This is a genomic window from Micromonospora zamorensis (assembly GCF_900090275.1).
Lineage (GTDB): Bacteria > Actinomycetota > Actinomycetes > Mycobacteriales > Micromonosporaceae > Micromonospora > Micromonospora zamorensis.
Map to the genome: position 1 here is coordinate 6972782 of NZ_LT607755.1, position 18100 is coordinate 6990881.

Genomic DNA, 18100 nt, shown 5'->3' on the forward strand with positions numbered 1-18100 from the left:
CGGCAGGATGCGAGGGTGACTGACGACGCGCGCGGGTCGACGCCGCTGGTCGACGAGGCGATGAAGAAGGCCGCCGTGGCCTGGGTCAGCGTTTCCGGTGGGCCGGCGCTCGCGCTCTGGTGCGCCCCACTGGAGGGCGCTCTCCTGGTGGTCAGCGGGCCGGGCGAGCAGGCAGCGCCGGGTCTGGCCGACGCCACCGAGGCGCAGGTCTCCCTGCGCGGCGACCACGGTGGTCGGATCGTCACCTGGTCGGCACAGGTGAGCCGGGTGCAGCCGGGCACCGAGGCGTGGGACACCACCGCGCCGCTGGTGGCGGCGAAGCGTCTCAACGCGCCCGGTCCGACCGCTGATCTGGTGGCCCGCTGGGCCGCCGACGGATGCGCGGTCAACCGGCTCACCCCGGCCGGAACGCCGCTGGCCGGCGCGGACCTGCCGGCCGACGCGCAGGCCGAGCCGCCTCGGCCCACACCGGCCGTCCGGGCCACCCGCAAGCCGTTCCGCCTGCACCGGGTTCGTCGCCGCTGATCGGCGCGTCAACCCGTCCGGCCGCCGGCGCCCACCACCTCGGCGTCGACGTCGACCAGGGCGAGCACCTCGCGCAGGGTGCCGATTGTGGGGCCGCGCCAGTCCAGGTCGGCGTTGAACACCATGTGTGTGGCCAGGTCCGCCGCGGCGAGCCGGACCGCGGTCATCCCGGCCCGCTCGGCGCCGGTCAACTCCTGGCTGCCGCCGTCACCGACGTACAGGCAGTTGCCCGGGGCGAGCCCGAGCCGCTGGCAGGCGGTCAGGTAGAGCGCCGGGTCCGGCTTGCACCGTCCAACCTGTACCGAGAAGACCCGCACGTCGAGCAGCCGGGCGACCGCGAGCTGTGGCAGGAAGGCCGGCAGTTCGTGCGTACAGTCGCTGATCACCCCGGTACGCAGGCCGCGCTGGCGTAGGGCCGCCAGCACCGGCACGGCGTCGGCCCGCAGCCAGGTGTCCGCGCGGACCGCCCGGTGCCGGGACGCCACGGCCGCCCGCACCGCGGTGTCGTTCGGGTGTACGCCGGCCTGGGCGCACACCCACCGAAGGGTCGCCTCCGCGTTGCCGAGTCGACCGGTGGCCCGCTCGTAGTACGTGCGGTCCAGCACCTCGGTCAACGTGTCGGTGTCGCATCCGAGCAGCTCGGCGGTGTCGGTGTGCGCGACACCGCGCTGCACCGAACGGGTGAGGGTGCCGAAGAAATCGAACAGCACCGCCTGGTAGGTGGGCATGGGGGAGCGCCTCCGGGCGGTCGGGGGTTGGCGGCGCGGACCCGCGTGATCGTAACGGAGTGATGACCCTGCGTGTTGTCCGTCATACGTGTGAGGATTACGTCCCGTGTCCCCACCTTCACCCCGGCCGTCCCTGGATCCGCTGACCACCGGCGCGGTCGGTCTGGCCGTGGTCGCCGTGTCGTCGTCCGCGCCACTGATCGCGTACGCCGCCGCACCCGCGCTGGCCATCGCGTTCTGGCGCAACCTGCTCGCGGTGGCAGTGCTGAGCCCTTTCGCGCTGGCCCGCCGTCGCGCCGAGTTCCGCAGGCTGACCACCGGCGTGGGCCGGCGGGAGGGACTGTTCTGCATCCTGTCCGGGGTCGCGCTGGCCGGTCACTTCGCGACGTGGGTGCCGAGCGCCCAGCTCACCTCGGTCGCCACGTCCACCGCCCTGGTCGCCACCCAGCCGGTCTGGCAGGGGCTGATCGCGCGCGCCCAGGGGCGTGGGCTGCCCCGGATCGTGTGGATCGGCATCGCGGTGGCGGTCGGCGGCGCCGCGATCGCCACCGGGGTGGACGTGGGGGTCTCCGGCAGGGCCGTCCTCGGCGACGTGCTGGCGTTGACCGGCGGCATGTTCGCCGCCGTCTACACCGCCTTCGGTGAGCGGGCGCGGACCAGCATCAGCACCACCACCTACACCACCATCTGTTACGGGATCTGTGCACTGCTCCTGCTGGTCATGTGCCTGATCGGCGGCGTACGGCTGACCGGGTTCGACGGGCGGACCTGGCTGGCCATCCTTGCCCTCGTGGTCGGTGCCCAACTGCTCGGGCACTCGATGTTCAACTACGCGCTGAAGAAGATCCCGGCGACCACGGTGAGCGTGCTGATCCTGCTGGAGGCGCCCGGCGCGGCCCTGCTCGGTTGGGCCTGGCTGGGTCAGGTTCCCCGCCCGTACGCGTTGCTCGGGATGGCGCTGCTGCTGGCCGGGGTGGCGGTGGTGGTGCTCGGCGGCGCCCGGGCCGCTCGCCGGCCGGCACCCACCGCGCTGCCGGCCGACCCGACCCCGCTGAACGACTGACGGCCTTCACAGGTACGCGGCGAAGTGGTTCGCGACCAGATCGGTCAGCTGATCACCGTCGAGGCTGCCGTCCACCTGGACCACCCGGACGCCCAGCCGCGCGGCCTGCGCCACTGCGTCCGCCGCCACCAGTTCGTCCCTTGCCCACCTGTTGCGGAGGGCCCGCTCGGGGTCACTGACCCCCGCTGCGGCGATGCTGGCACGCGGCAGCCGGGCGATCTGCTGGGCGCGGAACTCGGCAGTGGGCACCAGCACCACCAGTTGCCGTACCGATCCGACGACCGGTGCCACCAACTCCGGTCGCAGCCCCCAGCCTTCGGCCACCACCCGGCGGCCGGGCACCAGCGCGCTGAGGTCGTCGAGCACCCACGCGAAGCGGCGGGGAAAACCTGCCAGTGTCTCGGCAGCCATTCGGGCTGGCTCGGTGCGTACCCAGGTCGTCTCCGGATCGGGACCGGCCGGCGGTTCGCCGTGCCGGACCCGGTCTGCGATGCGCCGGTCGTCGTGCCCTCGGGCGTCGTGCCGGTCGTAGAGGTATGCCGTCAGACCGAACCGCATGGCCAGGTTGACGGCGACTGTCGACTTGCCGGCCCATTGCCCGCCGCCGATCCAGAGGGCCCGGCGCGCGGTGGCGGTCGCATCGAATTCCATGCCTCGATGTTGGTTGCCGACCACTCCAAGATCAAGTCTTGTTCTCGCCCGCCACCCTGTGATGAAGTGAGGGAAGACGCAGGTCCCTCCGGTCAGACCTCGTGGACCTCGATGACCCGGGTCGTCGGTGCGGCTTCGCCGAGCGCGGCGCGCAGCGCGGCCCGTTCCGGATCGACGAGGAACGACTCGTAGCCGGCGCGGGCGTCGAACCGGATCACGTGCACCTCGGTCTGCCCGTCGGTGCCACGCAGCCGCCGTTCCAGCTGGCCGCCGTGCCGCCCGAGAAAGGCCAGCACGGCGTCCTCGTAGCGTTGCCCGGCGGCCTCGGCCCCGGATGCGTACTCGACCAGCGCGACGAGAGTGAGCATGGCGGCCACGCTACCCAGCGATGCCGACGGCCTTCGCGCTCGCCTCCCAGAGTCGGGCGGCGAGCCGCGGGTCGCTGGCCTTGCGGTACGGCCGACGCGGGCGACGGTCGGCGTAGAAGCCGCCGTTGGTCAGCCGGGACCGGTCCTGGTTGGCCAGCCACACCAGGGTCTCGGCGCCCTTCTCCGGGCTGCGGAACGGCATGAACCGCATGCCGAACGCGACCAGCCTGCTGTCGTTGCCGAACCGGGTGCGCACCACCCCGGGGTGGAAGCAGTACGCGGACATCTCCGGCCAGCGTCGGGCCGCCTCGGCGGTGAACAGGATGTTCGCCTGCTTGCTGGTTCCGTACGCGCCGATCGGCCGGTAGCCGCGCAGCGGCGCGTTCAGGTCGTCCGGGTCGAGCGCGCCGAAGCGGTGCGCACCGGAGGCGGTCACCACGATTCGGCCCACCCGGTCGGCGAGCAGGTTGGTCAGCAGGAACGGGGCCAGGTGGTTGGCCTGGATCGACATCTCGAAGCCGTCGACGGTGGTGAGTGGTTGCAGCGCGATGGCACCGGCGTTGTTGGCGAGCACGTCGATCCGGTCGTAGGCGGCCCGTAGCTGCTCGGCGAGCCGTCGCACGTCGTCCAGGACCGCGAAGTCGGCTCGGAACAACTCCGGACGCTCGCCCGAGTTCTCCCGTACCCGCTCCGCTGCGGCCTGGAGGCGCGCCGGGTCCCGCCCGACCAGCACAACCTGGTCACCGCGGCAGGCCAGCTGCACGGCGGCGGCCAACCCGATGCCGGAGCTTGCCCCGGTCACCACCACCAGCCGACGCCCAGTGAGATCTTCCACAGGTCCATTCACCCCGGTCATGGCGCGAGGTTACCGTGGCGTCACAACGCCCTTTGGGATCGTTAAGTTCTCAACTCTGTCGTCAGGTGGCGTCGGCATGCCCGCCGGACGCTGGAAGGAGCGCATCCATGGCCGCAGTCGGTCGCCCCCGCAGGTCCTGCCTCGCCGTGCCGGGTTCCAGCGTCAAGATGCTCGGCAAGGCCCAGGGCCTTCCGGCCGACCAGGTCTTCCTCGACCTGGAGGACGCCGTCGCCCCGCTGGCCAAGCCGGACGCGCGCAAGAACATCGTGGCCGCGCTCAACGAGGGGGACTGGGCCGGGAAGACCCGCGTGGTCCGCGTCAACGACCTGACCACCCCGTGGACCTACCGGGACGTCATCGACGTCGTCGAGGGTGCCGGCGCGAACCTGGACTGCATCATGCTGCCGAAGGTGCAGACGGCCGCCCAGGTGCAGTGGCTGGACCTGACGCTCACCCAGATCGAGAAGACGCTCGGCCTGGAGGTCGGCCGGATCGGCATCGAGGCGCAGATCGAGAACGCCGCCGGGCTGGTCAACGTGGACGCGATCGCCGCCGCCTCGCCGCGCGTGGAGACCATCATCTTCGGCCCGGCCGACTTCATGGCGTCGATCAACATGAAGTCCCTGGTGGTCGGCGCGCTGATCCCGGACTACCCGGGCGACCCGTACCACTACATCCTCATGCGGATCCTGATGGCCGCCCGGATGCACGACAAGCAGGCCATCGACGGCCCCTTCCTGCAAATCCGGGACGTCGACGGGTTCCGCGAGGTGGCCAAGCGCTCGGCGGCGCTGGGCTTCGACGGCAAGTGGGTGCTGCACCCGGGTCAGATCGACGCCGCCAACGAGGTCTACCAGCCGGCGCAGGCCGACTACGACCACGCCGAGCTGATCCTCGACGCGTACGAGCACTACACCTCGGAGGCCGGCGGCAAGCTGGGCGCCGTGATGCTCGGCGACGAGATGATCGATGAGGCGTCCCGCAAGATGGCGCTCGTGGTCGCCGCGAAGGGCCGGGCCGCCGGAATGAGCCGTACCTCGTCGTTCACCCCACCGGCCGAATGAACCGCCGAGCCGCCCCCGGGTCGCACCCGGGGGCGGCTCGCCGAACTCAGTAGTTGCCGCTCTCGTAGCTGGACGTGTCCTGGTTCGCGGCCCAGACGATGAAAATCACGATGACGATGGTGGCCAGCACCGCCAGCGCGGTGGCGACCCAGCCGACGATGATGCCGGCGGTGGCGAAGCCCTCGCCGCCCTCACCACGCTCCTTGATCTGCTTACGGGACACGTGGCCGAGGATCGCGCCGATCGCGCCGATGTAGCCACCGAGGCCGTACGCGCAGAGGCCGAGGGCGCCGATGATCGAGACGACCATCGCGGCGATGGCCAGGCCGTTCTGCTTCGGTGCGGGCGGGTACCCGTAACCCGGGTAGCCAGGCGGCGGGTAACCGGGCGTGGCCGCGTACGGGCCGGGCTGGGTCGGTATCTGCGGCGCGCCGCCCGCGTACGGACTGGTCGGCGCGTACGGGTCGGTCGGCGCGTATGGGTTGACTTCGATCGGCTGGGTGGGTGCCGGTTGACTGCTCACCGGGAGGGTGGGGTCACCGGACTGCTGTCCCGACCACGCCGGGTCGTGCCAGCCGCCAGAGGGCGGGGGGTTGGTCATGCGATCTCTCCGTCAGGTCGGGTGCGCCGTCAGGGTAGCCAGGGGTGACCAAAACCGTTGACCCCGCTCCCGGGTGCCGCGTTGCTTCGAGCCGGTCGTAACGGGCAGGATCTCGACATGGCATTCGACGCGCGCGCCGCGGACCGCTCCGGCAGCCGACCCAGACGGGACGTCAGCCGCCCGGGCGGGGCCCGACGTGCCCGCGCGGCCGCGCCGGCAGGCGGCCCCGGCCCCGACGAGCCGGTCGCGCTGGCCGACCCGGTGACCATGCGGCTCGATGGGCGGGTCGCCCTGGTGACCGGCGCGGGCAGCCCGGACGGCATCGGGTACGCGACCGCGCGCCGACTCGCCGACCTGGGTGCCCGGGTGGCCATCGTCTCCACCACCCGGCGCATCCACGAACGCGCTGGCGAGCTGGGGGTGACCGGCTTCGTCGCGGACCTGACCGACGAGTCGGAGGTCGGCGCGCTGGCCGACGCGGTCGCCGAGCAGTTGGGCGACGTCGAGGTGCTGGTCAACAATGCCGGCCTGGCCAGCCGGGCCAGCCAGGGAGTGCTGCGGCCGGTCGCGCAGCTGACCTACGACGAGTGGCGCGGCGAGATCGACCGCAACCTGTCCACGGCGTTCCTGTGCAGTCGGGCGTTCATCGGGGGGATGGCCGAGCGGGGCTGGGGTCGGATCGTCAACCTGTCGGCCACCGCCGGCCCCGTCAACGCGCTGCCCACCGAGGCCGCGTACGCCGCGGCGAAGGCCGGCGTCGTCGGGCTGACCCGGGCGTTGGCGATGGAGATGATCGCCGACGGCGTGACCGTTAACGCGGTCGCACCGGGCACCATCTACACCGCCGCGTCCACGATGGCCGAGATCAAGCAGGGGCTCGGCACCCCGGTCGGTCGACCGGGCACTCCGGACGAGGTCGCGGCGGCGATCAGCTTCCTCTGCTCGCCGGCCGCCTCGTACATCACCGGCCAGATGCTGGTGGTGGACGGCGGCAACAGCGTCCGCGAGGCCCGGTTCCGCTGACCGGCGGCCTGAGTGTGGCCGGCGGTCAGTAGCCGCCGCTGTCGCCGGTGTTGCCCAGGGCCACGAGGGCCAGCCAGCCGCAGCACGCCAGCAGGGTGAGCCCGGTGAAGACGTAGCCGAGGATCAGCCCCCAGGTGGCGAGCTGGCCACCCTCCTCGCCGCTGGTGCGGATCTGCCGCTTGGCCACGTGGCCGAGGACGGCACCGGCCGGCGGAAAGGCGAAGGCGAACACCAGCGACAGGATCGCCAGCACGTTGGTGCCCCGACCCGGCCCGGACGGCGGCGGGCCGTACTGACCGTAGGGGCCCTGCGGGGGGTACGGCGGCTGCTGACTCCAGTGCCCCGACTGGTGCGGCCCCTGCTGCCCGTACGGCGACGGATCGTCCGCAGGGGGCCCGTACGGTGAGCGTTCCGCCGGCAGCTCGAACGCCGGCTGGTCCGGTTGTGGCGCGTACGGCGACTGGTCCCGGGGCGGCTCGTAGGGTGACGGTGGCTGCTCGTCTGACGGTGGTCCCGACGGCGGTGGGTAGCTCACAGCTGTCCTCCTCCTGCCGGTGCCGGAAAAGTCCCTCTTGCCGGACGCTACCCGCAGCGGTGAACCTTTTCACAGCGGTTGTGTGGACTGGTCACCTTGGCCTCTTCGGCTCCGGAGACCGATACTGACCCAGCGTTCAGTTACCCACGAGTAGTGCGCGGATCCCCGGAGGCTGTGATGGCTCGACTCGCCCAGACGCCCGGCCTGACCGATGTGCAACAGTCGATCCTGGAGACCGTTCGGGACTTCGCCGACAAGGAGATCATTCCGCACGCCCAGCGGCTGGAGCACGCCGACGAGTACCCCACCGACATCCTCGACGGCATGCGTGAGATGGGCCTGTTCGGCCTCACCATCGACGAGGAGTTCGGCGGCCTGGGCGAGTCGCTGCTGACCTACGCGCTGGTGGTGGAGCAACTGTCCCGGGGATGGATGTCGATCTCCGGCATCGTCAACACCCACTTCATCGTGGCGTACCTGATCTCCCAGCACGGCTCGGCCGAGCAGAAGGCCCGCCTCCTGCCGAAGATGGCCACTGGCGAGGTGCGCGGAGCGTTCTCCATGTCCGAGCCGGAGACCGGCTCCGACGTCTCGGCGATCAAGTCCCGGGCTGTCCGCGACGGCGACAACTACGTGCTCAACGGCCAGAAGATGTGGCTGACCAACGGGGCGTACTCCTCGGTGGTGGCCACCCTGGTCAAGACCGACACCGGCGCCGAGTCGGTCTACGGCAACATGAGCACCTTCCTGCTGGAGAAGGAGCCGGGCTTCGGCGAGACCGCCCCCGGCCTCACCATCCCCGGCAAGATCGAAAAGATGGGCTACAAGGGCGTCGAGACCACCGAGATGGTCCTCGACGGGGTGACAGTGCCCGACTCCGCGATCCTCGGTGGCGCCGACAAGGTGGGCCGAGGCTTCTACCAGATGATGGACGGCATCGAGGTGGGCCGGGTCAACGTGGCCGCCCGCGCCTGCGGCATCTCCATCCGCGCCTTCGAGCTGGCGGTCAGCTACGCCCAGCAGCGCAAGACGTTCGGCCAGCCGCTCGCCAAGCACCAGGCGATCGCCTTCAAGCTCGCCGAGATGGGTACGAAGATCGAGGCCTCGCACGCCCTCATGGTCAACGCCGCACGCCTCAAGGACGCCGGCCAGCGCAACGACGTCGAGGCCGGAATGGCCAAGCTGCTCGCCTCCGAATACTGCGCCGAGGTCGTCCAGGAGGCGTTCCGCATCCACGGCGGCTACGGCTACTCCAAGGAGTACGAGATCGAGCGGCTGATGCGGGAGGCCCCGTTCCTGCTCATCGGCGAGGGCACCTCGGAGATCCAGAAGACCATCATCTCCCGCGGCCTGCTCAAGGAGTACAAGCTCTGACCCGCGCCTGCTGATCGGTTGCCCGTCGCTCGGTCGGTCTGTCCGTGCCTTCGGTCAAGAGCGTGATGACTGTGAGGCATCAATATGACTCAGAGGCATCACGCTCTCCGCCGAGGCCGTCCGCGCCGACGGACGCCTCGCTCTGCTGCTCGCCAGCTCTCTGGTCAGGCCCTGCGGACCGCCAGGACCAACCCACGAAGCTGGCACCACAACTCCATGATCGCGGGAGCGGGGTGGGTCAGCCGAGGCGGGTGAGGCCGGCGGCGGCGCGTTCGACGATGAGGCAGCGGTCTTCCACGTAGTCCATGCCAGCCTCCTCGGCGATCCGCCGCGCCTCGGCCGAGACGATGCCCAGTTGCAGCCAGACCGCAGGGGCACCAATGGCCGCCGCGTCCCGGACCACCTGCACGGCGTCGGCCGCCGGCCGGAACACGTCCACCAGGTCGACCGGGTGCGGGATGTCAGCCAGCGACTTGTACGCCCGTTCCCCGAACAGTTCGTCGACGGTCGGGTTGACCGGGATGATGCGCCAGCCGTGCTGCTGCATCTGCAACGGCACGCCGTGCGCGGCCTTCAACGGGTCGCGGGACGCACCCACGACGGCGATCACGGCGGAGTCGGCGAGGATCTGCGAAGCGGTACGCACCCGCCGACTGTAGCTCTGAGCCGACTAGAGCAGAGTCAACTGCTCCGCAGCCGGCGGTGGCGGCGGCTCGGGCAGGCTGCGGTTGTCGCCCCGCTCGCCGCGGTGCAGCCCATGCCGGCGTGCCGCGATCCGCACCCGGGCGGTCAACTCCCGCTGGTACGCCTGCGGGGCGTACGCACCGGCCCGGTAGAGCTCGCGATAGCGGGGCACGAGGTGCGGGTGCTCCCGGGCGAGCCAGTGCGCGTACCACTCCCGAGCGCCGGAACGCAGGTGCAGGGGCAGGGCGGTCACGCTGGTAGCGCCGGCTGCGGCGATCGCCGACACGGTGGCGTCGATCGACTCGTCGCTGTCGCTGAGGCCAGGCAGGATCGGGGCCATCAGCACCCCGACGGAGAAGCCGGCGTCGGCGAGCGCCCGGACCGCGTCCAGCCGGCGGTGAGGATGCGGCGTGCCCGGCTCGACGGAACGCCAGAGCTGCTCGTCGACGAACCCCACTGAGAAGGAGATGCCCACCGTGGTGACCTCTGCGGCCTGACGCAGCAGGGGCAGGTCGCGAAGGATCAGCGTGCCCTTGGTGAGGATCGAGAACGGGTTGGCGAAGTCCCGCAGGGCCGCGATGATCTGCGGCATCAGCCGGTAGCGGCCCTCGGCCCGCTGGTAGCAGTCGACGTTGGTGCCCATCGCCACGTGCGCGCCCCGCCACTTCGGCGCGGCCAACTCGCGCCGGACCAGCTCACCGGCGTTGACCTTGACGATCACCTTCCGGTCGAAGTCCGCACCGGCATCGAGATCGAGATAAGTGTGAGTATTTCTCGCGAAGCAGTAAACACAAGCATGAGAACAGCCACGGTACGGGTTGATGGTCCACTCGAACGGGACGCGGGACTGCCCGGGCACGCGGTTGAGGATGGACTTGGCCTGCACCTCGTAGAAGGTCATCCCGGCGAACTCGGGGGTGTCGAAGGTGCGGGCAATGGCGCCGGGCAGCGCCAGCGGCAGGGGTGGCGTCGCTGGCGCTGCCCGCTCGGGGTCTCCCTCGACCGGGGGAGCGGTGAGGTTGTCCCAGCGCATGGCCACTATTCGAACACGCGTACGAGTGGAGTGCAAGTGACCCGCCGTACACCGGTGGTCGTTCGGGTGGTCGGAGAGGGGAGGATGGACAGCATGGAGACGTCGACCTTCGTCTACGACGGGGACTGCGCGTTCTGCACGCAGTGCGCCGAGTTCATTGCGCGCCGGATCCCCACTGGTGCGCGGGTGGTGCCCTGGCAGTTCACCGACCTGGACGCGCTCGGTCTGACCGTGGCCGAGTGCGAGGAGGCGGTGCAGTGGGTCGGGGCGGACGGCGCACGTGCCGCCGGTCCGGATGCCATCGCGAAGCTGCTCGCCGACAGTGGCCCGGTCTGGCGGGTCGCCGGGGCGGGCCTGCGGTTCCCGCCGGTGCGCGCCGGGGCCTGGCCGGTGTACCGCTGGGTGGCGCGCAACCGGCACCGCCTGCCGGGCGGCACGGCGGCCTGCGCACTGCCGCAGGAGGCCCGTGAACGGCTCTACGGCCCGGCGGGGCGCCCGACGACCGGGGCCTGATCGCCGAGCGGTGCTGGGCCCGCGCTGGCGCCGACGGGATCCTGGTCCGGCAGTGTGTCGAGGTCCGTCGAGGTCGGTGCGGGGCTGCCACGGCCGATGAGTCGGCGGGCCCAGACCAGCGGGCGGACCCGCTCCAGCGGCAGGAAGCTGGTCATCGCGGCCAGGTGTGGCGCGAACGAGATCGTGATGGTCGCGATGGTGACCACGTGGAACGAGTAGAAGAAGCCGACCATGGCGTGTCGCCAGCGGGGTGGCAGGAAGAAGACCACCGGGCTGAGCAGCTCGAACGCCACGATGCCGAACTGGGCGACGATCAGCAGGTACGGCACCTGGGCGATCAGGTCCGCCAGGTCCGTGCCGCGCCGGATGATCGCGCGGGCGAGGACCGAGCCGGTCAGCCAGTCCAGCCCGCCGAAGCGCAGCTTGGCAAAGGCGGCCAGGAAGTACGTGCAGATCACCGCGATCTGGGTGACGCGGAGGGCCCAGCCGCCAGCCTCGGTGCGGGTGGTGTCGCCGTGTCGGGCCCGGCCGGCGGTGGGCAGCACGGCCAGCGCGATGAGCAGCCCGAACCGGTCGTGGTCGACCTTCCCGTAGCTCATCGCGATGATCATCCACTCCAGGTACAGCGCGCAGACCGCCCAGCCGAGCAGGCGGGGTGCCCGGCCGGTCGCGGCGAGGAGTGCGAGCGCCAGCAACGACCAGAAGATCACCGTCACCAACGTCTCGGTTGGCGTCGGCAGGGGGAGCAGGCGGCCGATCAGGAGCGGCCGGTAGAGGTCGCCGGGCACGCTGACGCGGGTGCGCACCCAGGGGGTGAAGATCACCAGGTCGGCGGCGACGAAGAGGTAGATCACGGTCCGGAAGGCGGCCACCCGGCCCCGGGGCACGGCCTCGGTCAACCAGCGGGTCATCGGCTTGCCTGCCAGCGGACGACGGTCTGGTCGGTGTGCTGCCCGGTCGGTCGACCGGCGCGGATGCCGTGCCAGCGGATGACGATGCGGACCTCGACCAGCGCTGGGGCGTCGGGGTGGCGTTCGGCGTACGCGTCGGCGACCTCGGTGAGCAGCGTCGGGTCGGCGGCGTAGCGGGCCTGCTGACCCTCGATCTCGGCGCGACGGATGCCGGTCGCGTCCTGGTTGAGGTCGATAACGGCTCCGGAGCTGTTCACCCCCTCGACGCGGGTGTCCGGTGCGGGTGCGTTCGGCGGATTCGAGGTGGAGTACATCCGGAACGGGCCGAACGGGAAGTCGTCGTCGCTGCCCCAGAAGGTGCCGACGATCAGCAGGGCGAGGCCGAGTGCGGTCGCGCCGAGCCGGGTCACGCGCCCGCGGGTGGTCAGGGTCTCCATCGGGTCGTGACGATACGGGATGTACCGGCTGCCCCGGGTCCCACCGACGGTCACTCCGGCCTGCCCAGGAAGGTGATCATGTGCGCGCCTCCGGATAACGACGAAGGCCGGGCCCGAACCGGGCCCGGCCTCGCGTGTCGCCGTCGGCGACTCAGTGGTTGTGCTCGGCCAGCTGCTTACGGACGTCGTCCATGTCCAGAGCCTCGACCTGCTCGATCAGGTTCTCGAGTGCGGACTCGGGAAGGGCGCCCGGCTGGGCGAAGACGATGACGCCGTCGCGGATCGCCATGATCGTCGGGATCGACCGGATGTCGAACTTGGCGCCCAGCTCCTGCTGGGCCTCCGTGTCGACCTTGCCGAACACGATGTTCTGGTGCTTTTCCGAGGAGCGCTCGTAGACCGGGGCGAACCGCTTGCACGGACCACACCAGTCGGCCCAGAAGTCGACCAGGACGATGCCGTCGTTGCCGGTCACCTCGTCGAAGTTCGCCGAGGTCAGCTCAACGGTTGCCATTGCACTCTCCGATCACCGCGGTTTGTCTACGTCCCGTAGAACCAGGGCTGACCGTATCGAATTCCCGGGCGGTCGGGCACGAAACGTCCTCCGTGCTGGCGGGGGGCCCGAGGGTCATCGACCCACGTCTGTCTGTCCCGGCCTGCGGAACGCAAATGCATGACGCACTTGCGTGACCAGCGGTGATGGGAGCGTTTCCAGGGAGATCCACCCGATTGAGCAGTACGAATCGGTAACTTGAGCCTTGACAAGCAGGTATCCGGCCTGCGGAGATCGCTGATCAACCTCCGAATCGTCACTGAGAGTAGTGTTACAAAAAGATAAATGTGACGCCGATCTCTGTCGAACCTACGCTGTCGTAGGGCACACTTCTCGGCATCAGAGCGTGGGCGGCGGGTGCCGGGGAGGGCCCCGCCGCTCATTGCGTCTCCCCCCGTTTTGAGTGACCGGTGTGACTTTTCCGCCGCCGTCGCGCCCCGCCGGTCGCCTTAACCTTCGGTAAGGCATGCTGTGCCGAACTCCATCGCCACCCGTCGAAGGGGACCAGCATGCAGTTCGGCCGCTACTACGAGGAGTTCGAGGTCGGCGCGGTCTACCGGCACTGGCCGGGCAAGACCGTCACCGAGTACGACGATCACCTCTTCTGCCTGCTCACCATGAACCACCATCCGCTGCACATGGACGCGCACTACGCCGAGACGGCCAGCCAGTTCAAGCGCAACGTGGTGGTCGGCAACTACATCTACTCCCTGCTGCTCGGCATGTCGGTGCCCGACGTCAGTGGGAAGGCGATCGCCAACCTGGAGGTCGAGTCGCTGCGGCACGTCGCGCCGACCTTCCACGGCGACACGATCTACGGCGAGACCACGGTGCTGGACAAGCGTGAGTCGGGTTCCAAGCCCGACCGGGGCGTGGTGTCGGTGGAGACCCGCGGCTACAACCAGGACGGCACGATGGTCTGCGTCTTCCGGCGCAAGGTCATGGTCCCCAAACGGGAGTACGCGGCCAGCGCCGTGCCCGAGGGAGTGGATCCGGAGCGGCCCAGCTTCCCCGAGCCGCGCTGAGCGTCGCCGCGAGTCGGCCGCAGCCAGCCTCCGGGCTCCTTCCCCCGCAGCGGGTTCTGCCGGGGAAGGAGCCCTGTTCCCATTACGGGGCATATGCTGGCGATGGAGGTTTCGATGAGCCACTCCGTCGCCGGAGAGCCGCCCTCTGCCGGCCGCCGAGCCGCACCCTTGACCACAGCTGTCTATTCCGCCGCCGAGTGGGACCTGCTCACCGGTCTGCCCGGCCGGGTTCTCGTGGCCGCGGTGGCCCCGGGGCCGGGCCGCACAGAACGCGGTGTCCTGGCGGGACTGGCCGGCCTGGATGCCGTTGCCGCGGGCCGGGCCTCCGACAGCGATCTGGTCCGCGCGGTGGTCGCCGCGATCTACGCCCGTCACGACGGCGCCCCGCAGCCCGTCGAGCGGCTCACCGATCTGGTGGACCTGCTCGCGGCCTGCCGGGCGGCGAGCCGGGTGCTGGGGCGGCGCGCCGACCCCGCCGACTCGGCCGCGTACCGCCAGTGGGTGCAGTCGGTCGCGGCCCGCGTCTGCGGCGCGGTGCCCAGCCCCGGCGAACGCCGGGCGGAGCACCCGATCAGCCCGGCGGACCGGCGCTTCCTGGACCGGCTCGGCGCCGCGCTCGGACTGGGCTGACCGGCAGGTCGTCGCGCCGAGCGCAGACGTGGTCCGTACCCTCTGATGACCGTGACCGACGACCAGCTTGAGGTGGGTGTGGGCCCCTGGCCGGGAACCCCACCGGACGACCCCCGTTACGACCCGCAGTTGCTGACGGAGGGGGACCGGCGCAACGTCGTCGACCGCTACCGCTACTGGCGCCACGAGGCGATCGTCGCCGACCTGGACGGGCACCGGCACGGCTTCCACGTCGCGATCGAGAACTGGCAGCACGACTTCAACATCGGCACGGTGGTCCGCAACGCCAACGCGTTCAACGCCGCCGAGGTGCACATCGTCGGACGGCGACGGTGGAACCGGCGCGGTGCGATGGTGACCGATCGCTACCAGCACGTGCGCCATCACGAGACGATCGAGGAGTTCGTGGCCTGGGCGGGCGAGCGCCGGCTGCCGGTGTTCGGCATCGACAACCTGCCGGGGTCGCGCCCGTTGGAGACCGGCACCCTGCCCCGGGACTGTGTGCTGCTGTTCGGCCAGGAGGGCCCGGGGCTCTCCGCGCCGGCCCGCGCCGCGTGCGACCAGCTCTACTCCATCGCCCAGTACGGCTCGACCAGGTCGATCAACGCGGGCGTGGCCAGCGGTATCGCGATGCACGCCTGGATTCGTGCCCACGCCGGCCCGCCGCCGGACTGACCCGCGCCCGGGTGCCGAATCGGGCGTTCCCGCTTGACGGGCCGGCGGTACCGGAGAACGGTGGGGATGTGAGTGTCGCGGTGAGTTGTCCGAGATGCGGGGGCCCGGTAAGGGCGCCGGATCTGATGCACACCGACTCGAGGTGTCTGCGCTGCGGCCCGGTGCCGCCCCTGCACGTGCCCGAGCACATCGGAGCGGAGATCGTGGCGAGCGTGGTGGAACGCATCACCGCGACCGCGGCTCCGCCGGGAACGCCCCTGTGGTGCCCGTGGCCGCTGCCGCCCGGCTGGACCCTCACCGGGGTGGCGTACGCCGGGGACGACCGGACGGGAGTGCGGGCGACAGCGGTGGCCTGCGCGGGCCCGGCGCCGCTCGGTGGTGGTCCGGCCGACCTGGTCTTCGTGGCCGAGGAGCCGGGTGTCGGCCTGGGCACGCGACTCGCCGGACTGGCCGGGCCGGACCCGGGACCGGAGCTGGTGGACGCGTTGACCGACCCGGGGCCGGGTCACCCCGACCACGTTGGGCAGGCCAGGATCAGGGTCGCCGGGCATCCGACTCCACTGTGGTTGGTGAATTCTCCAACGGATCGAAGCGCGTACGCCGGCGAAGCTCGGGGAATGTGGCTCCATGCGATAGCCTGGCCGGCGAGTGCGGGTCACCTGCTCGCGGAAGACGTCGTCCTACACGACCTGACCGAGTGGACTCCCCCCGAGCTCGTGTACGGCGCACCGTCCCCGCACTTACCTGGGAGAGCCTGACAAGTCTCCCGGTTTGACGGAGAACGGACGCAGATATTCACTGTACGACGCCACACTGATACTCTGGGTGCCGCTGCGGTAATGGGACCCGGCGCCGCGCGAGAGGATGGCCCGCCATGGTCAAGAAGGTCCTCACCTGGGCCGGAATCGCATTCTTGATCTTCTTCGTCGCCTACCGGCCAAACTCTGCGGCGGATGTGTTCAAGTCACTCGGCGGCGGCGTCATGGACATCGCCCAAGGGTTCGGCGACTTCTTCACCAGTCTCGTCGCCTAGCAGCCGATGGGCAGCCCCTCCGGTCCACCCTTCGACCCGGACGACCCCGACCGGGAACGCCGCGAGCGTGACACCGAGCCGATCCCGAGGATCGGGCCCGATGACGGCCCGGGCTACGGGGCCGGTCCCGGCCTGTCCGACGGTCCGTCCCTTTCGGACGACGTCGGCTATGGCGACGGTCCCGGCTATGCCGGCCAGGGTCGCTCCGGTCGAGGGTGGATCCGTGATCCGGAGGCGAGCTACCAGCCGCCGCAGATCTCCGAGGACGAGCTGGCCGGGTTGCGCGCCGACGCGACCGGTTCGACTCCCCGGCGGGTGCTGCCACTGGAAGACGAGCCCAGTTCGCTGGTGGCCCGCTACCTCTTCCCCACCGAGCGCTACCGGGGTGAGTGGAAGCGGCACTGGATCCACCTCACCAACCCGCTGTTGATCGGCGTCGCGGCGACCTTCGTGCTCGGCTACCTCTCCGGCTTCCTCGCCGGGCAGGACGTCGGTGCGCTGACCACCATCGCCGTGCTGCTCTGGTTCGCGGTGATGGGCTGGGTGGCGTGGAAGGTCGCCGACTGGTGGTATGACCGTTTCATCCTGACCAACAAGCGGGTCATGGTGGTCAACGGCATCGTCACCCGCAAGGTGGCCATGATGCCGCTGGTCCGGGTCACCGACATGAAGTACGAGCAGACCCCCACCGGCCGAGCGCTCAACTACGGCACCTTCGTGCTGGAGTCCGCCGGCCAGGAGCAGGCGCTCCGCGAGATCAAGAACCTGCCCAACCCGAACGAGCTCTACCTGCGCGTCGTCGAAGAGATGTACGAGCCGCAGGCAGTCGAGGCGCGGCTCGGCAAGGAAGCCGACGAGGCCAAGGCCGACGACGGGGCGTGAAGGTTTTCGACCGAACATCGGAGTAAGTGCGCACCTTTCGTCATGGACCGGAACGCCTCTGACGTGGCACTCTGCCAGGACGACTGGGGTGTGGAGGTGGGCGGTGGCGAGCAAGGACTCGTTGGAGGAGCAGTTCCGCGAGTTCGTCGCGGCCCGCTCCGCCGCGCTCCTACGCACCGCTTATCTGCTCACCGGAGACTGGGCCACTGCCGAGGACCTGCTCCAGACGGCACTGACCAAGACCTACCTCGCGTGGAAGCGTCTCGGTGGGATCGAGGCGGTCGAGCCGTACGCCCGCCGTGTGATGGTCAACACGTCGACGAGCTGGTGGCGGCGCCGCTGGCACGGCGAACGCCCGACCGAGGTGCTGCCCGAACGCGCCGGTGTCGACGAGATCGAGCAGCAGCTCGACCGTGACCTGCTGTGGCGGCACCTCAGGGAGTTGCCCAACCGGCAGCGGGCGGTGCTGGTGCTGCGCTACTACGAGGACATGTCGGAGGCGCAGACCGCCGCGATGCTGGACATCTCACCGGGCACGGTGAAGAGCCAGGCGTCGCGAGCCCTGGCCACGCTGCGCCGACGGTTGGGAGCCGACGCAGCGGAGCTCGCCGCCGCTGCCGGCATCGCCGGCCGGCCAGCACCACCGGCTGCCGACGGTCGTCCGGCCGCTGCCGGCGCCCCCCGACGTGGCGCCCCGGCCGGGCAGCACCCGACCACCGGTGCCGCCGCGCCGCGCCGACCCCGGCAGGCGGAAGGTCGAGCCGTTCCCCGCCCTGCCGCGCCCCGACCGGTCGCTCCGCGTCCGATCGGCCCGCCGGTCGTGCTGCCCACCGCCCCGGCGGCCGTGCCCGTCGGCACGGGCTCCGGGGAGCAGCAGTGAGCGGATTCCCGGGCCGGTCCGACAACCTGACGGACGGCCCGCGGCGTTCTAACCAC

The 18100-nt window shown here is 70.7% G+C and carries 24 protein-coding genes; 13 read left to right on the forward strand and 11 right to left on the reverse strand.

Features of this window, described 5'->3' with window-relative positions:
- The first annotated feature begins 15 nt into the window (after positions 1-15).
- Positions 16-525, forward strand: a complete 510-nt coding sequence (locus GA0070619_RS31480; RefSeq protein WP_088951370.1) for a hypothetical protein — start codon at positions 16-18, stop codon at positions 523-525.
- An 8-nt stretch (positions 526-533) separates the two neighbouring features.
- On the opposite strand, the gene GA0070619_RS31485 is transcribed toward GA0070619_RS31480, so the two are convergent.
- Positions 534-1253, reverse strand: coding sequence for an HAD family hydrolase (locus GA0070619_RS31485; protein WP_088951371.1), 720 nt, complete (start codon positions 1251-1253; stop codon positions 534-536).
- A gap of 106 nt (positions 1254-1359) precedes the next feature.
- Here GA0070619_RS31485 and GA0070619_RS31490 point away from each other — a divergent pair, with 106 nt between their 5' ends.
- On the forward strand, positions 1360-2316 hold the full coding sequence (locus tag GA0070619_RS31490) for a DMT family transporter (protein ID WP_088951372.1): 957 nt from the start codon (positions 1360-1362) through the stop codon (positions 2314-2316).
- A gap of 6 nt (positions 2317-2322) precedes the next feature.
- Here the strand turns inward: GA0070619_RS31490 and GA0070619_RS33675 are convergent, their stop codons facing one another.
- The 3 genes from GA0070619_RS33675 to GA0070619_RS31505 form a co-directional block, all read right to left on the reverse strand.
- Positions 2323-2967, reverse strand: a complete 645-nt coding sequence (locus tag GA0070619_RS33675) for a hypothetical protein (protein WP_088951373.1) — start codon at positions 2965-2967, stop codon at positions 2323-2325.
- 92 nt (positions 2968-3059) lie between these two features.
- Complete coding sequence (locus GA0070619_RS31500; RefSeq protein ID WP_231927205.1) at positions 3060-3335, reverse strand: hypothetical protein; 276 nt, start codon at positions 3333-3335, stop codon at positions 3060-3062.
- A gap of 10 nt (positions 3336-3345) precedes the next feature.
- A complete protein-coding gene (locus GA0070619_RS31505) occupies positions 3346-4170 on the reverse strand; it encodes an SDR family NAD(P)-dependent oxidoreductase (protein ID WP_088951375.1) in 825 nt (274 codons plus the stop codon).
- Between the two features lie 128 nt (positions 4171-4298).
- On the opposite strand from GA0070619_RS31505, the gene GA0070619_RS31510 reads away from it, so the two are divergent.
- The gene (locus GA0070619_RS31510; protein ID WP_088951376.1) at positions 4299-5255 is read left to right on the forward strand and encodes an HpcH/HpaI aldolase/citrate lyase family protein; all 957 of its coding nucleotides are present in this window, start codon (positions 4299-4301) and stop codon (positions 5253-5255) included.
- Positions 5256-5301: 46 nt separating this feature from the next.
- Here GA0070619_RS31510 and GA0070619_RS31515 read toward each other — a convergent pair whose 3' ends face one another.
- Entirely contained in the window at positions 5302-5856 is a 555-nt protein-coding gene (locus GA0070619_RS31515; protein ID WP_088951377.1) for a DUF4190 domain-containing protein, read from the reverse strand.
- A gap of 117 nt (positions 5857-5973) precedes the next feature.
- Here GA0070619_RS31515 and GA0070619_RS31520 point away from each other — a divergent pair, with 117 nt between their 5' ends.
- Positions 5974-6879: an SDR family NAD(P)-dependent oxidoreductase gene (locus tag GA0070619_RS31520; RefSeq protein WP_088951378.1), complete on the forward strand. Its 906-nt coding sequence runs from the start codon at positions 5974-5976 to the stop codon at positions 6877-6879.
- A 25-nt stretch (positions 6880-6904) separates the two neighbouring features.
- Here GA0070619_RS31520 and GA0070619_RS31525 read toward each other — a convergent pair whose 3' ends face one another.
- Positions 6905-7414: a DUF4190 domain-containing protein gene (locus GA0070619_RS31525; protein WP_172862151.1), complete on the reverse strand. Its 510-nt coding sequence runs from the start codon at positions 7412-7414 to the stop codon at positions 6905-6907.
- 177 nt (positions 7415-7591) lie between these two features.
- Here GA0070619_RS31525 and GA0070619_RS31530 point away from each other — a divergent pair, with 177 nt between their 5' ends.
- Positions 7592-8788, forward strand: coding sequence for an acyl-CoA dehydrogenase family protein (locus GA0070619_RS31530; protein ID WP_088951379.1), 1197 nt, complete (start codon positions 7592-7594; stop codon positions 8786-8788).
- Positions 8789-9026: 238 nt separating this feature from the next.
- Here the strand turns inward: GA0070619_RS31530 and GA0070619_RS31535 are convergent, their stop codons facing one another.
- Positions 9027-9434 (reverse strand): CoA-binding protein, encoded by a 408-nt coding sequence (locus GA0070619_RS31535; protein ID WP_088951380.1) that lies wholly within the window; start codon positions 9432-9434, stop codon positions 9027-9029.
- Between the two features lie 24 nt (positions 9435-9458).
- Positions 9459-10505 carry an Rv2578c family radical SAM protein gene (locus GA0070619_RS31540; RefSeq protein WP_088951381.1) on the reverse strand — a complete coding sequence of 349 codons (1047 nt, stop codon included), beginning with the start codon at positions 10503-10505 and terminating at the stop codon, positions 9459-9461.
- Positions 10506-10598: 93 nt separating this feature from the next.
- Here GA0070619_RS31540 and GA0070619_RS31545 point away from each other — a divergent pair, with 93 nt between their 5' ends.
- Positions 10599-11018, forward strand: a complete 420-nt coding sequence (locus GA0070619_RS31545; RefSeq protein ID WP_088951382.1) for a thiol-disulfide oxidoreductase DCC family protein — start codon at positions 10599-10601, stop codon at positions 11016-11018.
- On the opposite strand, the gene GA0070619_RS31550 is transcribed toward GA0070619_RS31545, so the two are convergent.
- From GA0070619_RS31550 to trxA, 3 genes are all read right to left on the reverse strand, one after another.
- Positions 10982-11929 carry an HTTM domain-containing protein gene (locus GA0070619_RS31550; protein ID WP_088951383.1) on the reverse strand — a complete coding sequence of 316 codons (948 nt, stop codon included), beginning with the start codon at positions 11927-11929 and terminating at the stop codon, positions 10982-10984. The two genes, GA0070619_RS31545 and GA0070619_RS31550, sit on opposite strands and share 37 nt — an antisense overlap.
- Entirely contained in the window at positions 11926-12366 is a 441-nt protein-coding gene (locus tag GA0070619_RS31555) for a hypothetical protein (protein WP_088952180.1), read from the reverse strand. The genes GA0070619_RS31550 and GA0070619_RS31555 overlap by 4 nt, the downstream gene beginning before the upstream one ends.
- A gap of 151 nt (positions 12367-12517) precedes the next feature.
- A complete protein-coding gene (gene trxA / locus GA0070619_RS31560; RefSeq protein ID WP_030329190.1) occupies positions 12518-12880 on the reverse strand; it encodes a thioredoxin in 363 nt (120 codons plus the stop codon).
- Positions 12881-13428: 548 nt separating this feature from the next.
- On the opposite strand from trxA, the gene GA0070619_RS31565 reads away from it, so the two are divergent.
- The 7 genes from GA0070619_RS31565 (at position 13429) to GA0070619_RS31590 (ending at position 18044) form a co-directional block, all read left to right on the forward strand.
- A complete protein-coding gene (locus GA0070619_RS31565; RefSeq protein ID WP_088951384.1) occupies positions 13429-13944 on the forward strand; it encodes a MaoC family dehydratase in 516 nt (171 codons plus the stop codon).
- Positions 13945-14037: 93 nt separating this feature from the next.
- On the forward strand, positions 14038-14574 hold the full coding sequence (locus tag GA0070619_RS31570; protein WP_172862152.1) for a hypothetical protein: 537 nt from the start codon (positions 14038-14040) through the stop codon (positions 14572-14574).
- Positions 14575-14625: 51 nt separating this feature from the next.
- Positions 14626-15249 carry a TrmH family RNA methyltransferase gene (locus tag GA0070619_RS31575; protein WP_088952182.1) on the forward strand — a complete coding sequence of 208 codons (624 nt, stop codon included), beginning with the start codon at positions 14626-14628 and terminating at the stop codon, positions 15247-15249.
- 80 nt (positions 15250-15329) lie between these two features.
- Entirely contained in the window at positions 15330-16007 is a 678-nt protein-coding gene (locus GA0070619_RS33680) for a DUF6758 family protein (protein ID WP_327650505.1), read from the forward strand.
- A gap of 116 nt (positions 16008-16123) precedes the next feature.
- A complete protein-coding gene (locus tag GA0070619_RS32925; RefSeq protein WP_172862153.1) occupies positions 16124-16282 on the forward strand; it encodes a hypothetical protein in 159 nt (52 codons plus the stop codon).
- Positions 16283-16288: 6 nt separating this feature from the next.
- On the forward strand, positions 16289-17164 hold the full coding sequence (locus tag GA0070619_RS31585; RefSeq protein ID WP_088951386.1) for a PH domain-containing protein: 876 nt from the start codon (positions 16289-16291) through the stop codon (positions 17162-17164).
- 103 nt (positions 17165-17267) lie between these two features.
- The gene (locus GA0070619_RS31590; RefSeq protein ID WP_088951387.1) at positions 17268-18044 is read left to right on the forward strand and encodes a SigE family RNA polymerase sigma factor; all 777 of its coding nucleotides are present in this window, start codon (positions 17268-17270) and stop codon (positions 18042-18044) included.
- Positions 18045-18100 lie beyond the last annotated feature (56 nt).